Annotated in this window: 13 protein-coding genes; 10 read left to right on the top strand and 3 right to left on the bottom strand. The window is 63.1% G+C overall.

Features of this window, described 5'->3' with window-relative positions:
- Positions 1-44: 44 nt before the first annotated feature.
- A complete protein-coding gene (gene oscA, locus QKY98_RS00670) occupies positions 45-230 on the bottom strand; it encodes a sulfur starvation response protein OscA (protein ID WP_027600154.1) in 186 nt (61 codons plus the stop codon).
- 250 nt (positions 231-480) lie between these two features.
- Here oscA and desA point away from each other — a divergent pair, with 250 nt between their 5' ends.
- The 3 genes from desA (at position 481) to QKY98_RS00655 (ending at position 4,917) form a co-directional block, all read left to right on the top strand.
- Positions 481-1,674: a delta-9 fatty acid desaturase DesA gene (gene desA, locus QKY98_RS00665; protein ID WP_042137057.1), complete on the top strand. Its 1,194-nt coding sequence runs from the start codon at positions 481-483 to the stop codon at positions 1,672-1,674.
- Positions 1,675-1,787: 113 nt separating this feature from the next.
- Positions 1,788-2,765 carry a GGDEF domain-containing protein gene (locus tag QKY98_RS00660; RefSeq protein ID WP_027600156.1) on the top strand — a complete coding sequence of 326 codons (978 nt, stop codon included), beginning with the start codon at positions 1,788-1,790 and terminating at the stop codon, positions 2,763-2,765.
- A 775-nt stretch (positions 2,766-3,540) separates the two neighbouring features.
- Complete coding sequence (locus QKY98_RS00655; RefSeq protein ID WP_027600872.1) at positions 3,541-4,917, top strand: OprD family porin; 1,377 nt, start codon at positions 3,541-3,543, stop codon at positions 4,915-4,917.
- Between the two features lie 60 nt (positions 4,918-4,977).
- Here QKY98_RS00655 and aguA read toward each other — a convergent pair whose 3' ends face one another.
- Positions 4,978-6,075 carry an agmatine deiminase gene (gene aguA / locus QKY98_RS00650; RefSeq protein WP_144947887.1) on the bottom strand — a complete coding sequence of 366 codons (1,098 nt, stop codon included), beginning with the start codon at positions 6,073-6,075 and terminating at the stop codon, positions 4,978-4,980.
- Positions 6,076-6,215: 140 nt separating this feature from the next.
- Complete coding sequence (locus tag QKY98_RS00645) at positions 6,216-7,592, bottom strand: glutamine synthetase family protein (RefSeq protein ID WP_007160769.1); 1,377 nt, start codon at positions 7,590-7,592, stop codon at positions 6,216-6,218.
- A 406-nt stretch (positions 7,593-7,998) separates the two neighbouring features.
- On the opposite strand from QKY98_RS00645, the gene QKY98_RS00640 reads away from it, so the two are divergent.
- The 7 genes from QKY98_RS00640 (at position 7,999) to QKY98_RS00610 (ending at position 16,047) form a co-directional block, all read left to right on the top strand.
- Complete coding sequence (locus QKY98_RS00640) at positions 7,999-8,748, top strand: gamma-glutamyl-gamma-aminobutyrate hydrolase family protein (protein WP_150339551.1); 750 nt, start codon at positions 7,999-8,001, stop codon at positions 8,746-8,748.
- A gap of 34 nt (positions 8,749-8,782) precedes the next feature.
- Positions 8,783-10,141: a glutamine synthetase family protein gene (locus QKY98_RS00635; protein WP_027600160.1), complete on the top strand. Its 1,359-nt coding sequence runs from the start codon at positions 8,783-8,785 to the stop codon at positions 10,139-10,141.
- Positions 10,142-10,163: 22 nt separating this feature from the next.
- The gene (locus QKY98_RS00630) at positions 10,164-11,522 is read left to right on the top strand and encodes an aspartate aminotransferase family protein (protein ID WP_284670155.1); all 1,359 of its coding nucleotides are present in this window, start codon (positions 10,164-10,166) and stop codon (positions 11,520-11,522) included.
- 105 nt (positions 11,523-11,627) lie between these two features.
- Complete coding sequence (locus QKY98_RS00625) at positions 11,628-12,725, top strand: polyamine ABC transporter substrate-binding protein (protein WP_007160773.1); 1,098 nt, start codon at positions 11,628-11,630, stop codon at positions 12,723-12,725.
- Positions 12,726-12,874: 149 nt separating this feature from the next.
- Positions 12,875-13,933 (top strand): polyamine ABC transporter substrate-binding protein, encoded by a 1,059-nt coding sequence (locus tag QKY98_RS00620; protein WP_169853377.1) that lies wholly within the window; start codon positions 12,875-12,877, stop codon positions 13,931-13,933.
- A gap of 54 nt (positions 13,934-13,987) precedes the next feature.
- Positions 13,988-15,142 carry a polyamine ABC transporter ATP-binding protein gene (potA, locus tag QKY98_RS00615; RefSeq protein WP_027600163.1) on the top strand — a complete coding sequence of 385 codons (1,155 nt, stop codon included), beginning with the start codon at positions 13,988-13,990 and terminating at the stop codon, positions 15,140-15,142.
- Entirely contained in the window at positions 15,139-16,047 is a 909-nt protein-coding gene (locus QKY98_RS00610; protein ID WP_037006730.1) for an ABC transporter permease subunit, read from the top strand. Before potA ends, QKY98_RS00610 begins: the two co-directional genes overlap by 4 nt.
- Positions 16,048-16,061 lie beyond the last annotated feature (14 nt).

Raw genomic sequence — 16,061 nt, 5'->3', positions numbered from 1 at the left:
CGTCTGGCGGGCACCTTGCCCGCTCGTCCGCTGACCTCGAGAACTCAGTGCTTGTTGGTGTGGCCGCTCTGGGGCCGGAATTTTTCCTTGCGCTCGATCTGTACCACCTGCCCGTTGTGCACGGTGATCTCGATGGCGCCGAACCTGAGTCCGCGCAAAGCCTGCTGGATATCGCGGAGCAGTGCGGTTTCGTCCTGGTTTTCCAGGCTGCGGAACGGAACGGAGCTCATGGGATGGCGTCCTCGGAGGCAGAGATGGGCGAAGAGGTGGGCCATCTTAGGATGCCGATCTTTATTTCTTAAAATTGCTAATAATGCTTTGTTTATTCACTTTTAGAATTAGCAGTCTGTGAAGGACACGTTGTGTAGCAAAAGGGAGGGCTGGATTTATCGCCCGCCCCGGCAATAATGCGCGAACGCCTGTTCACTGAACTTTCCGTGACAGTTGCACTACACAACTCGCGCGAGGTCCTCTGCGTCCATGAGCTACAACGGCCTGCTCGACCTGTCGGTCTGGCAACTGGTGGTGGTTACCCTGCTGCTGACCCACCTGACCATTGTCAGTGTCACCGTCTACCTGCATCGCTACTCCGCCCACCGCTCGCTGGAGCTGCATCCCGCGCTCAAGCACGCCTTCCGCTTCTGGCTGTGGCTGACCACGGCAATGAACACCCGCGAGTGGACCGCCATCCACCGCAAGCACCACGCCAAGTGCGAAACCGAAGAGGACCCGCACAGTCCGGTGCACAAGGGCCTGGCCACCGTGGTCCGCCGCGGCGCCGAGCTGTACAAGGCCGAGGCCAACAACGCCGATACCCTGCGCATCTATGGCAAGAACTGTCCGGACGACTGGATCGAGCGCAAGCTCTATTCCAATCCGCGCACCCGCAATATGGGCGTGGTGCTGATGCTGATGATCGACATCGCCCTGTTCGGCGCCCTGGGTCTCACCGTATGGGCGGTGCAGATGGTCTGGATTCCCTTCTGGGCTGCGGGCGTGGTCAATGGCCTCGGCCATGCCGTGGGCTATCGCAACTTCGAATGCCGCGACGCCGCCACCAACCTCATCCCCTGGGGCATCGTGATCGGTGGCGAAGAGCTGCACAACAATCACCACACCTATCCCAACTCGGCCAAGCTGTCGGTCAAGCGCTGGGAATTCGACATGGGCTGGGCCTGGATCAAGCTGTTCACCTGGCTGCGCCTGGCCAAGGTCAATCGCGTCGCCCCCATCGCCCATCGCATCGAAGGCAAGGGGCAGCTGGACATGGACACCGCCATGGCCATCCTCAACAACCGCTTCCAGATCATGGCCCAGTATCGCAAGCAGGTGATCGGCCCGCTGCTGCGGCAGGAGCGGGTCAGCGCCACGCCCTCCCAACGTCCGCTGTTCCGCCGTGCCAGGGGGCTGCTGGCCCGCGAGACCAGCCTGCTCAAGGCCCGCCATCAGGTGCGCATCGACGAGCTGCTCGAACACAGCCAGGCGCTGAAGCTGATCTACGAAAAGCGCCTGGCGCTGCAGCAGATCTGGGCCCGGACGAGTGCCAATGGCCATGACATGCTGGCCGCGACCAGGCAGTGGATCGGCGAGGCCGAAGCCAGTGGTATCCAGTCCCTGCGCGAATTCGCCGAACAGCTGAAAACCTATTCCCTGCGGCCGGCCGGAACCGCCTGAGAAAGGCTTCACAAAAGCCCACCGAAGCGGTGGGCTGCCCTATGCGGGGATTGAACCAGGCTGGTTTCAGCTGTCTCTAACTCCCTCAGGACCCCGCGTAGGCGCATTTGTATATGGATGAACAACCCCCACTGTCTGCTCTTCCCACCCCGGAAGAGAATCTTCTGGCTCTCCTGCACTCGCGGGCCGAGGCAGATCGCCTGCGTGATCGTGAGCAGCTCTTCAGCGCCCTGCTGGAAAGCGTCAACGCCGTACTCTGGGCGCTGGACTGGCGCAACCGCCAGATCATCTATGTCAGCCCCGCCTACGCACAGATCTTTGGTCGATCCCAGTCGCTGGTACTGAGCGACTACAGCACCTGGCTCAACAACATCTATCCCGACGATCTGGAATACGCTCAGCGCACCCTGGAACAGGTGATCGAGCAGGGCGCCGTGGAGTCGCGCGAGTACCGCATCATCCGCGCCGACGGCGAGATTCGCTGGCTCAGCGACAAGTGCTTTGTCAGCCAGCGCAGCGAAGCCGGCATGCCGCTGCTGGTGGTGGGCATCGCCGAAGACATCACCGACAAGAAACGCATGGAGGAAGAGCTGCAGCGGCTCGCCACCACCGATGTGCTGACGCGCAGCAGCAACCGCAGGCATTTCTTCGAAAGCGCCCAGCGCGCCTTCGAATTCGCCCAGAACGAAGGCGAGCCCCTGGCCTTCCTGCTGCTCGATATCGACGACTTCAAGAAGATCAACGACCGCTTCGGTCACCAGATGGGTGATCAAGTGTTACAGCGTGTTGCCGAATGCGGTGCTCAGACCACGCGCCGGGGCGATCTGTTCGGCCGTATCGGGGGCGAGGAATTCGCCCTGCTGCTGCCGGGTTGCGACAGCGACCTGGCACTGCAGATCGGCGGACGCCTGCAACGGGCCGTGCGGCAACTGGCGGTGCCCACTGCCGAGGGGCCGCTGAAGGTCACCATCAGTCAGGGCGTCACCGTCCTGCGCGAGGGCGATGAGTCCCTCGACACCCTTTATGTCCGGGCTGACGAAGCCATGTACCGGGCCAAGCGCCAGGGCAAGGATCAGATCGTCCAGGGCTGAAGTCCCTCTGCCAGGCGGCCCGGCGACATCCCGGATGGCCTGGCCGCCGATTCAGCCGGCTGCGCGCGTCGCGTCCCCGCTGTCCTACCAGCCGGGCGGCTGCCCGGCCTCTCCAAAGTTCACGCCATCGTCTCCTTCATTCGCCGATCTTTCGCTTCAGTGTGCCGCCATCGCCTGGCCTGCAGCCTGAAAAGGGTCACCGCGCCGATTGGAAAGACTTTTGTTGCAAGGCAGGTGGCGCCCAGTTAGCAACGAAAGCGCTCGATTGCTGCGGAAATCGGCTGGCAGGTCAGTCGCAAAAAATTACAAGTCCTTGAAGAAGAACGGAAATTCATTTGAATTCAGGGCTCGCGGGGCAAAAGTAGCTGGCTGGAAGGTTGCCGAATATCCCTCGAAACGCCCGCTCTAGAGCGTCACGGCGCTGGGTTGGGAGGGCTGGTTTCCCAGCAAAAGGCAAACCTTTCCCAGGGGGTGGGCAGCGCAGGTTCCCTCGGGTCATGACCGAACAGTCAGAGCGGAAGACCACAGGGCGGGTTTTCAACCAGGTATCGCTAGACGAAATGCTTTTTTGCAATTAGCTTTCGCAACGTGGAAGACGGTGGCAGGGACCCTGTGCTGGAGGTCGCAACTTAAAAGTCGACCAGGCCCGGGATAATTCTCCAAATTGAAACAAAAGCCCTCTAGCTTTCCCTTCCGCACGGCCCGTCGGGCATACCACCAGCAGGCGCTGACACCTCTGGTGGCCGCATAACAACGATTCACCCCTGGAGCACACATGGTCAAGAAGCCACTGGTGGTCGCGGTCTCCGCGGCCTGTCTGAACCTGTCCGTCATCGCCGCTGCCCACGCTGCCGGCTTCGTCGAAGACAGCAAAGCCACCCTCAGTCTGCGTAACTTCTACATCAACACAGACAACCGCAACGGTACTGCCAATCCTTCCCGCGTGATGGATTGGGGTCAGGGGTTCCTGCTTAACTATCAGTCCGGCTTCACCCAGGGCACCGTCGGTTTCGGTGTTGATGCAATCGGCATGCTGGGTCTGCGTCTGGACAGCGGTGGCAAGGCCAACGGCGCCAGCGGTGGCAGCGTGCAGAACGGCACCATGTTCCCGCGTGATACCGATAACAGCGCCGTTGACGAGTTCTCCAATGTCGGCGCTACTGCCAAGATGAAGATCTCCGAAACCGAGTTCCGCTACGGCACCCTGATGCCGAAGCTGCCGGTCGTGGTCTCCAACGACGGTCGCCTGCTGCCGCAGACCTTCCAAGGTGCTCAAGTCACGTCCAAGGACATCAAGAACGTGACCCTGACCGCCGGCCAGCTCGAGCGTGCCAAGAACCGTAACTCCACCGACGAAGACGATCTGTCCATCGCCGGTTCCAACGGTGCCGCGAATGCCGCCCTGCGTCGCAACAGCGATCATTTCCGCTTCGTCGGTGCCGACTACAAGGTCACCAAAGACCTGACCCTGCAGTACTACTTCGGTCAGCTGGAAGACTTCTACAACCAGCACTTCCTGGGTCTGGTGCACAGCGTCAAGCTGGGCGACGGTACCTTCAAGACCGACTTGCGCTATTTCGATAGCAACAGCCAGGGCGAAAACCGCAAGGCCGACAGCACCGGCCTCTACGTGTCCAGCGGCTACTACGGTGGTACCCGTACCACTGGCGAGATCGACAACCGCCTCTACAGCGGCCTGTTCACCTACTCGATCTACGGCCACACCTTTGGTCTGGGTTATCAGGGCAGCAACGGCAACAGCGCCTTCCCCTACCTGAACGAGAACGGTGGCGCTTCGACCTATGCCATCACCGATATTCAGATCAACAACTTCACCCGTTCCGGCGAAGACACCTGGCAGGCTCGCTACTCTTATGACTTCGCTCAGCTGGGCGTCAAGGGTCTGACCGCTGGCGTCATCTATCAGCGCGGTGACAACATCCGTACCCGTACTGGCGACGCCATGGAATGGGAACGCGACCTGACCGTCAGCTACGTCATCCCAGAAGGCCAGCTGAAAGGTCTGGGCTTCACCTGGCGTAACGCCATGCTGCGTTCCGACCTGCCGGCCGTTTCTCAAGCCGGTGTACCGGGCCAGCGTGACGTTGACGAAAACCGTCTGATCGTCAGCTACACCCTGCCGCTGCTCTAAGCCGCGCTCAGGTCAAGAAAAAGCCCGTCGCGAGACGGGCTTTTTCGTTTCCGCCGGAAATCAGCGACCGGTCGGCTGCTGCTGGGTGATGCAGTGGATGTTGCCACCGCCGAGCAGGATCTCGCGGCCGGGAACCTGCACCACCTCGTGCTCCGGGAAGCAGGCCTGCAGGGTGCGAAGGGCCTCGGCATCCTCGGGGACGCCAAAGGTCGGGGCGATGATGCCTCCGTTGACGATCAGGAAGTTGACGTAGGACGCGGCCAACCGCTCGCCGGCCCGGCGTGGCTGGGTGCCAAGGCAGGCATCCACGTCACGACATTCCTCCTCGCTGGCGAACAGCGGGCCCGGAGTAACGATCCGATGCACCTTGAAGGTGCGGCCGCGAGCATCGGTTTCGCGTTCCAGCACGGCCAGGGCCTCGCGGCAGCGGCTGTAGTTGGGATCGGCCTGATCGTCGCACCAGCTCAGCAGTACCTCACCCGGGCGCACGTAGCAGCAGAAGTTGTCCACGTGGCCGTTGGTCTCGTCGTTGTAGAGACCGTGGGGCAGCCAGATGACCTTGTCCACCGCCAGGTAGTCGCTCAGGTAGCGCTCGATCGTCTCGCGATCCAGGTGCGGATTGCGATTGGCGTTGAGCAGACATTCCTCGGTGGTGATCAGGGTGCCTTCGCCATCGACATGGATGGAGCCGCCTTCGAGGACGAAGTCCGGGGTGCGGTAGCCCGGCAGATTCTCGATCGCCAGGATTTTGCCCGCCACCTGGTCATCGCGCTGCCAGGGGAAATAGAGGCCGCCATCCAGGCCACCCCAGGCGTTGAAGCTCCAGTCCACCCCGCGCACGCCGCCCTGGCCATCGCTGACGAAGGTCGGGCCGGTGTCACGACACCAGGCGTCGTCATTGCTGATTTCCACCACGCGGATATGCGGATGCTGCAGGCGGGCACGGGCATTCTCGTATTGCTGCGCCGAGGCGCCGACGGTTACCGGCTCGAAACGGGCGATGGCTTGGGCGACGGCAGTGAAGGCGGCCTGGGCGGGTTTGCCGCCCAGGCGCCAGTTGTCCGGGCGCTCGGGCCAGACCATCCAGATCTGGCGCTGGTCGGCCCATTCGGCCGGCATGTGGAAGCCGTCGGCACGCGGCGTGGTGAGGGTGGTCATGGCGAGGCTCTCCGTCCAGAGTCGTCGTGGGCTGATAAGGGAAAGATCGAAAGGGCGCCGCCGGCGTGAACACGCGCAGGGCGCCAGAGGTACTGCAGAACAGCTGCCGACCGGTGCGGGACCGGTCGGCAGGCTGGCGCTTATACGGTGTGCAGGTACCAGTTGTACTCGAGGTCGGAGATGGAGTGCTCGAACTCCTCCAGCTCGTGTTCCTTGCACGCGACGAAGATGTCGATGTACTTCGGATCGATGTACTCCGCCATCACCGAGCTGTCGTCCAGGTAGCGCAGGGCATCGCGCAGGTTGTTCGGCAGGCTCTGCTCGTGCTGCTCGTAGGAGTTGCCCTCGGTGACCGGACCAGGCTCGATCTGCCGGGTCAGGCCATGGTGCACACCGGCCAGGACGCCGGCCAGCAGCAGGTAGGGGTTGGCGTCGGCGCCGGCCACCCGATGCTCGATGCGGTGCGCCTCGGGCGTGCCGGTGGGGACGCGCAGGGCGGTGGTGCGGTTGTCCAGGCCCCAGCTCGGCGCATTGGGCACGAAGAACTGTGAGCCGAAGCGGCGATAGCTGTTCACGTTGGGGCAGAGAAAGGCCATGCAGGCGGGTAGGGTCTCGAGCACACCGCCGATGGCATGACGCAATGCGGCGTTCTGCTCGGGATCCTCGCCGGCAAAGATGTTGCGGCCTTCCTTGTCCAGCAGGGAAATATGCACGTGCAGGCCATTGCCCGCCTGGCCCGGATAGGGCTTGGCCATGAAGGTGGTGTCCATCTCATGGTCATAGGCGACGTTCTTGATCAGGCGCTTGAGCAGCACGGCGTAGTCGCAGGCCTTGATCGGATCGGCGACGTGGTTGAGGTTGACCTCGAATTGCGCCGGAGCTGATTCGGCGACGATGGCGTCGGCCGGAATGCCCTGCGCGCGGGCGCCGTCGATGATGTCCTGCAGGCAGTCCGCGTATTCGTCCAGATCGTCCATGGAGTAGACCTGGACCGACTGGGGGCGCTTGCCGGAAATGGGCGAACGCGGCGGTTGCGGGCGGCCGTTGATGTTCTCCTGATCGATCAGATAGAACTCCAGCTCGAAGGCGGCGCAGACCGTGAGGCCGAGCTCGTCGAAACGCTGGACGACCTGGCGCAGCACTTCGCGGGGGTCGGCGAAGAAGGGCTCGCCTTCCATCTCGTGCATGGTCATCAGCAGCTGCGCGGTGGGGCGCTTCTGCCAGGGCTCCATGGAGAGGGTGTCGGTGATGGGGAAGCAGACGCGGTCGGCGTCGCCGATGTCGAGGCCGAGACCGGTGCTTTCGACGGTGGAGCCGGTGATGTCGAGGGCGAAGAGCGAAGCGGGGAGGTTGATTCCTTTCTCGAAGACTTTGGGCAGATTGTTGCGCTCGATGCGTTTGCCACGCACCACGCCATTCATATCCGCAATCAGAAGATCGACGAACTGGACCTCAGGGTGTTCCCTGAGGAAGTCGGTCGCTTCATCCAAACGAACGGCACGCGGGGGTACCGACATGATGAAACACCTTTGCTTTTGGCTGCGCTCGACAAAACGGTTAGCGCCTGATGCGCCTGTTTGCCCAGTGGGCCAACCGCAGTGAGGGCACGAGTGCCCGCTGTCGATCCGACAGCGACCTGAGAGTACGGTCTCGCCTGCGCTCCGACGCTTTGTCAGCGCCCCTGTTAAAAATATCAATCAGCGGAGTTACCACCCTGGAGTCAATCCGAAAGGCGGACCAAAGTCAACTGGAGGCAGCCCTGCTCGGAGGTGGTGCGCAGGCGCCTGTTTTTGGCGCATTTGGAGGGGCTGAAACACCTCTGTTTCGCCGCTTCTGTGCAGAATCTCGAAACTTTTTGCCGGTGGTTGTGAAAAATAACGAACAAGACTAGGCTCGGATGATTCCTGTTCAACCCGGTGCCCCATGTCCGCGCTGCCCCTCATAGGTGTCACAGCCTGTACCAGGCAACTAGGCCTGCATCCCTTTCACATCGCCGGTGACAAATATCTGCGCGCGGTGGTGGAGGGCGCCGAGGGCATGCCGCTGGTGATTCCGGCCCTGGCCGACCTCATCGCCACCGAGGCGCTGCTCGAGCGTCTGGACGGTCTGCTGTTCACCGGTTCGCCCTCCAATGTCGAGCCCCATCACTACCAGGGCGCGCCCAGCGAGCCCGGCACCCTGCATGACGCGGCCCGCGATGCCGTGACCCTGCCGCTGTTGCGCGCCGCCGTGGCGGCAGGCGTGCCGGTGCTGGGCATCTGCCGTGGCTTCCAGGAAATGAACGTGGCCTTTGGCGGCAGCCTGCACCAGAAGGTGCACGAGGTCGGTTCCCTCATGGACCACCGCGAACGCGGCGAGACCCTGGAGGAGCACTATGGCCTGCACCATCCGGTCGAGGTCCAGCCGGGCGGCCTGTTCGAGGCCCTCGGCCTGCCGGCGCGCTTCGAGGTGAATTCCATCCATGGCCAGGGCATCGACCGCCTGGCGCCAGGATTGCGCGCCGAGGCGCTGGCCCCCGACGGCCTGATCGAAGCCGTCTCGGTCCGCGAGGCCCGCGCCTTCGCCTGCGGCGTGCAGTGGCACCCGGAATGGAAGGTGCGCAGTCACCCGGTCTATCTCGCCTTATTCGAGGCGTTCGGCAAGGCCTGCAAGGCGCGCGCTGCCGAGCGCTGATGCTGTTCACCCCGCTCGAACCTTCGAGGTCTTTATGAGCACCCCGCTTGACCGGCTCACCGCCTGGTTGAAAGAACGCAAGATCACCGAAGTGGAATGCCTGGTCGCCGATCTGACCGGCATCGCCCGCGGCAAGATTTCCCCCACTGCCAAGTTTCTCAACGAAAAGGGCATGCGCCTGCCGGAGAGCGTGCTCCTGCAGAGCGTGACCGGGGACTATGTCGACGACGACATCTACTACGAACTGCTCGACCCGGCCGACATCGACATGCACTGTCGCCCGGACGATCGCGCGGTGTTCCTGGTGCCCTGGGCACTGGAGCCCACCGCCCTGGTGATCCACGACACCTACGACAAGCGCGGCATCCCCATCGAGCTGTCGCCGCGCAACCTGCTCAAGAAGGTGCTCAAGCTCTATGCCGAGCATGGCTGGCAACCCATCGTCGCACCGGAAATGGAGTTCTACCTGACCAAGCGCAGCGACGACCCCGACTATCCGCTGCAGCCGCCGGTAGGCCGCTCCGGGCGCCAGGAAACCGGGCGCCAGTCCTTTTCCATCGATGCCGCCAACGAATTCGATCCGCTGTTCGAAGACATGTACGACTGGTGCGAGGCCCAGGAACTGGATCTGGATACCCTGATCCACGAGGAAGGCACCGCACAGATGGAGATCAACTTCCGCCACGGCGATCCGCTGCACCTGGCCGACCAGATCTTCGTCTTCAAGCGTACCCTGCGCGAGGCGGCGCTCAAGCACAACGTCACCGCCACCTTCATGGCCAAGCCCATGACCGGCGAGCCCGGCAGTGCCATGCACCTGCACCAGAGCGTGGTGGATCTCAAGACCGGCAAGACGGTGTTTTCCAACCCCGATGGCAGCATGAGCGAACTCTTCCTGCACCACATCGGTGGTCTGCAGAAGTACATTCCCGAGGCGCTGCCGCTGTTCGCCCCAAACGTGAATTCCTTCCGCCGCTTCCTGCCCGACACCTCGGCGCCGGTCAACGTGGAGTGGGGCGAGGAGAACCGTACCGTGGGCCTGCGGGTGCCGGATTCCGATCCGCAGAATCGCCGGGTGGAGAATCGCCTGGCGGGCGCCGATGCCAACCCCTACCTGGCCCTGGCGGCCAGCCTGCTGTGCGGCTATCTGGGCATGATCGAGAACGTCTCGCCCAGCGCGCCGGTGCAGGGGCGTGGCTACGAACGTCGCAACCTGCGCCTGCCGCTGACCCTGGAAGCCGCCCTGGAGCGCATGGAGCAGTCGGCCACCCTGGAACGCTATCTGGGGAGTCGCTTCACCCGCGGCTATGTCGCGGTGAAGCGCGCCGAACACGAGAACTACAAGCGCGTGATCAGTTCCTGGGAGCGGGAATTCCTGCTGCTCAGCGTCTGACCGCGATCCGAGGAGAGGCTTCGTGAACACCTTTACCACCGCCCATTGGCAGGACCTGAGTCGCCGGCATCTGCTGGCGCCCTTCACCGACTATCGCCAACTCAACGAAAAGGGCGCGCGCATCATCACTCGCGCCGAGGGCGTGCACCTCTGGGACAGCGAGGGTCAGCGCATCCTCGACGGCATGGCCGGACTCTGGTGCGTCAACGTCGGCTACGGCCGGGAAGAGCTGGTCGAGGCGGCTAGCCGCCAGATGCGCGAACTGCCCTACTACAACCTGTTCTTCCAGACCGCCCACCCGCCGGCGCTGGAGCTGGCCAAGACCATCGCCGAGCTGGCGCCGGAGGGCATGAACCACGTGTTCTTCACCGGTTCCGGCTCGGAGGCCAACGACACCGTGCTGCGCCTGGTGCGCCATTACTGGGCGACCAAGGGCCAGCCGGAGAAGCGCGTGGTCATCGGGCGCTGGAACGGTTACCACGGCTCGACCATGGCCGGGGCCAGCCTGGGCGGCATGGCGGCGATGCACGAGCAGGGCGGCCTGCTGCCCGACATCGTGCACATCCCGCAGCCCTACTGGTTCGGTGAAGGCGGCGAGATGAGCCCGGAGGAATTCGGCATCTGGGCGGCCGATCAGCTGGAGCGGAAGATCCTCGAGGTCGGGGAAGAGCGCGTCGCCGCCTTTATCGCCGAGCCCATCCAGGGCGCCGGCGGGGTGATCGTGCCGCCGGAAAGCTACTGGCCGCGGGTGCGCCAGATCCTCGCCAAGTACGACATCCTCTTCATCGCCGACGAGGTCATCTGCGGCTTCGGCCGTACCGGCGAATGGTTCGGCAGCCAGTACTACGGCAACGCTCCGGACCTCATGCCCATCGCCAAGGGGCTCACCTCCGGCTACGTGCCCATGGGCGGCGTGGTGGTGCGCGACGAGGTGGTCAGGGTGCTCGACGAGGGCGGCGAGTTCTATCATGGCTTCACCTATTCCGGGCATCCGGTAGCGGCCGCCGTGGCCCTGGAAAACATCCGCATCCTGCGCGACGAAGGCATCGTCGACCGGGTTCGCAGCACCACGGCACCCTATTTGCAGAAACGCTGGGCGGAGCTGGCCGACCACCCGCTGGTGGGCGAGACCCGTGGCGTCGGCATGGTGGCGGCGCTGGAGCTGGTGCGCGACAAGAAGACGCGGTCGCGGTACGAGGGTGGGGCGGGCATGCTCTGTCGCGAGCACTGCTTCCGCAATGGCCTGGTGATGCGCGCGGTGGGCGATACCATGATCATCGCGCCGCCGCTGGTGATCACGCCCGAGTCCATCGACGAGCTGGTTACCCTGGCGCGCCTGAGCCTCGATCAGACCCATGAGCTGCTGCGCCAGCGTGGCTAATGGCCGGCAAGGCTTGAGCGCGGCGGCGGACCTTGCCAGACTGCGCGCGGGCGCTGGCCGCGCACCGAATCAAAAGACCAACGATGACTTGAGGAGCACCACCGCATGAATGTTTTTGGCAAGACTCTTCTAGCGCTGAGCCTGGCCGGCCTCTTTGCCGGTAACGCCTCGGCGGACCCCAAGGTCCTGCACGTCTACAACTGGAACGACTACATTGCCGAAGACACCATCGCCAACTTCGAGAAGGAGTCGGGGATCAAGGTGGTCTATGACGTCTACGACAGCAACGAGACCCTCGAGGCCAAGCTGCTGGCCGGCCGTTCCGGCTACGACGTGGTGGTGCCGTCCAACTCCTTCCTGGCCAAGCAGATCAAGGCCGGCGTCTACCAGCCGCTGGACAAGTCCAAGTTGCCCAACTACAGCAACCTGGACCCGCAGCTGATGAAGACCCTGGAAGTCAGCGATCCGGGCAACCAGTACGCCATCCCCTACCTGTGGGGCACCATCGGCATCGGCTACAACCCGGCCAAGGTCAAGGCTGCCCTGGGCGACAATGCCCCGGTGGATTCCTGGGACCTGATCTTCAAGCCCGAGAACCTCTCCAAGCTCAAGGGCTGTGGCGTGGCGGTGCTGGATTCGCCCACCGAGATCATTCCCGCCGGTCTGCACTACCTCGGCTACAAGCCGGATAGCCAGGATCCCAAGGAGATCAAGGCGGCCGAGGACCTGTTCCTCAAGGTGCGTCCCTACATCACCTATTTCCACAGCTCCAAGTACATCTCGGACCTGGCCAACGGCAACGTCTGCGTGGCGGTCGGCTATTCCGGCGACATCGCCCAGGCCAAGGCCCGCGCGGCCGACGCCAAGAACGGCGTGACCGTGGCCTACAACATTCCCAAGGAAGGCGCTGGCACCTTCTTCGACACCATGGCCATTCCCAAGGATGCCGAGAACCCCGAGGGGGCGCTCAAGTTCATCAACTACATCATGGAGCCCAAGGTGATCGCGGCGGTCAGCGACTACGTGCAGTATCCCAACGGCAACAAGGCGGCGACCCCGCTGGTGGCCGAAGAGATCCGCACCAACCCGGGGATCTATCCGACCCAGGAAACCATGGCCAAGCTGTACGCCTTCCCGGATCTTCCGGCCAAAACCCAGCGTCTGATGACTCGTACCTGGACCACCATTAAGTCCGGCAAGTGAGTTCTGCCGCCGCGTGCGGCTGACAGGACGGCACGCCGGAGTCACTCCGGCGTGCCGTACGTCTGTATGGACCGCTGAAAGGGTGTCGTCGCCGATGCCCACCATGAAAGGAGCCGCCCGTGCTTTCGTTGCGTAAAACCCTGCTGGCCATGACCACCCTGACCGTCATGGGAACCGCCGTCGCCGAGCCGACGGTACGCGTCTACAACTGGAGCGATTACGTCGGCGAGACCACGCTCGAGGATTTCCAGAAGGCCACCGGCATCACCCCGGTCTATGACGTCTTCGATTCCAACGAAACCCTCGAAGGCAAGCTCCTGGCTGGCCATACCGGCTATGACGTGGTGGTGCCCTCGAGCAACTTCCTGGCCAAGCAGATCAAGGCGGGCGCCTTCCAGAAACTGGACAAGAGCCAGCTGCCGAACTGGCAGAATCTCGATCCGGCATTGCTCAAGCAGCTGGAAAAGAGCGATCCGGGTAACCAATACGGCGTTCCCTACCTGTGGGGCACCAACGGCATCGGGTACAATGTCGACAAGGTCAAGGCCGCGCTGGGCACCGACAAGCTCGATTCCTGGGCCATCCTGTTCGAACCCGAGAACCTCAAGAAGCTGAGCAAGTGCGGCGTCTCCTTCATGGATTCGCCCGATGAGGTCTATCCGGCAGTACTGCAATACCTGGGACTCGATCCCAATAGCACCAACCCCGACGACTACAAGAAGGCCGAGGCGCAGCTGCTCAAGGTGCGGCCGTACATCACCTATTTCCATTCCTCCAAGTACATCTCGGATCTGGCCAACGGCAACATCTGCGTGGCCTTCGGCTATTCCGGCGATGTCTTTCAGGCGCGTTCGCGTGCCGAGGAAGCGAAGAAGGGCGTCAACATCGGCTACGCGATTCCCAAGGAGGGCGCGAACCTCTGGTTCGACCTCCTGGCCATCCCCAAGGATGCCAAGAACGTGAAGGAGGCCCATGCCTTCATCAACTATCTGCTGCAGCCCGAGGTCATCGCCAAGGTCAGTGACTATGTCGGCTACGCCAACCCCAATCCCAAGGCGGGCGAGCTGATGAATGCCGAGCTGCGGCAGGACGAGACCGTCTATCCGCCACAGGCGGTGATGGACAAGCTGTACGTCATGAAGGAGCTGCCCCCGCAACTCCTGCGCCTGGAAACCCGCAGCTGGACGCGGGTCAAGTCCGGCAAATAACCAACGCTAAGCGGACCGGCCCGGCCGGTCCCCGATTTTCCTGGGGAGATGTACATGGCGACCGCCACCAGTGCCTTCAAGAAAGCCGCCACCGGCGACAAGAAAGCCAAGGAAGTCCTGGTCAAGATCGACCGGGTCACCAAGAAGTTCGACGAAACCGTCGCTGTCGACGACGTCTCCCTGACCATCAACAAGGGCGAGATCTTCGCCCTGCTCGGCGGCTCGGGTTCGGGCAAGTCAACCCTGCTGCGCATGCTGGCCGGTTTCGAACGGCCGAGCGAAGGGCGCATCTTCCTCGATGGCGTGGACATCACCGACATGCCGCCCTACGAGCGGCCGATCAACATGATGTTCCAGTCCTATGCGCTGTTCCCGCACATGAGCGTGGAGCAGAACATCGCCTTCGGGCTCAAGCAGGACAAGCTGCCCAGGGCCGAGATCGAGGCCCGCGTGGCCGAGATGCTCAAGCTGGTGCACATGACCCAGTACGCCAAGCGCAAGCCGCACCAGCTCTCCGGTGGCCAGCGCCAGCGCGTGGCCCTGGCGCGCTCCCTGGCCAAGCGACCCAAGCTGCTGCTGCTCGACGAGCCCATGGGCGCGCTGGACAAGAAGCTGCGCTCGCAGATGCAGCTGGAGCTGGTGGAGATCATCGAGCGCGTGGGCGTGACCTGCGTGATGGTGACCCACGACCAGGAAGAGGCCATGACCATGGCCGAGCGCATCGCCATCATGCACCTGGGCTGGATCGCCCAGGTGGGCAGCCCGATGGACATCTACGAGACCCCGGCGAGCCGGCTGGTCTGCGAGTTCATCGGCAGCGTCAACGTCTTCGACGGCGAGCTGACCGACGACGGTGCCGACCACGCCATCATCCAGAGTCCGCAACTGGAACGGCCGATCTACATCGGCCACGGCATCAGTACCCGGGCTCAGGAAAAGCAGGTCACCTTCGCCCTGCGTCCCGAAAAGCTGCTGATGGGCACCAGCCTGCCGGCGGATCACGAGCATCCCGACTACAACTGGTGCAGCGGCACCGTGCAGGACATCGCCTACCTGGGCGGTCACTCGGTGTACTACGTGCGCCTGGCCTCCGGCCATCTGGTCCAGTGCTTCATCGCCAACGCCGAGCGCCTCGGCAAGCGACCCACCTGGGACGACGCCGTGGTGGTGTACTGGGAAGACGACAGCGGCGTGGTACTGCAAGCATGACCAGACCTCCCTTGCTCAAGCGCCTGCTCGATGGCCGCCGCCTGACCATCGGCGTGCCCTTCGTCTGGCTGTTCCTGTTCTTCCTGCTGCCGTTCCTGATCGTGCTCAAGATCAGCTTCTCGCTGGCGGACGTGGCCATCCCGCCCTACACCGAGCTGTTCAGCTACGCCGACCAGCAACTGGATATCGCGCTCAACTTCGGCAACTACCTGATGTTCGCCGACGATCCGCTGTATCTGGATGCCTATCTCGGTTCGCTGAAGATGGCCGGCATCAGCACCCTGATCTGCCTGCTGATCGGCTATCCCATGGCCTATGCCATCGCCCGGGCCAGTCGCGAGAAGCAGACGGTCCTGCTGCTGCTGATCATGATGCCGACCTGGACCGCCATTCTCATCCGCGTCTATGCCTGGATGGGGCTGCTGTCCACCAACGGTCTGATCAACAGCTTCCTGATGAATCTGGGGATCATCAGCAGTCCGCTGCAGATGCTCAACACCAACTTCGCGGTGTACCTGGGGATCGTCTATTCCTATCTGCCGTTCATGATCCTGCCGCTGTTCGCCAACCTGGTGAAGCATGACCTGACCCTGCTGGAAGCCGCCGGCGACCTGGGCGCCAGTCGCTTCACCAGCTTCTGGAAGATCACCGTGCCGCTGTCCAAGAACGGCATCATCGCCGGCTGCATGCTGGTGTTCATTCCGGCGGTGGGCGAGTTCGTCATTCCCGAGCTGCTGGGTGGCCCGGAGACCCTGATGATCGGCCGCGTGCTCTGGCAGGAATTCTTCAACAACCGTGACTGGCCGGTGGCGTCCGCCCTGGCGGTGGTGATGCTGCTGATCCTCATCGTGCCCATCGTGCTGTTCAACAGAAACCAAGCCAAGGAACTGGAGGGCAAGCTGTGAGCCAGAAAGCCGCT

It is taken from the genome of Pseudomonas sp. HR1 (assembly GCF_030175875.1).
In the GTDB taxonomy this organism is placed as follows: Bacteria; Pseudomonadota; Gammaproteobacteria; order Pseudomonadales; family Pseudomonadaceae; genus Chryseomonas; species Chryseomonas oryzihabitans.
The sequence above is the reverse complement of the archived record's forward strand: the minus strand, read 5'-3'. Positions and strand labels throughout refer to the sequence as shown.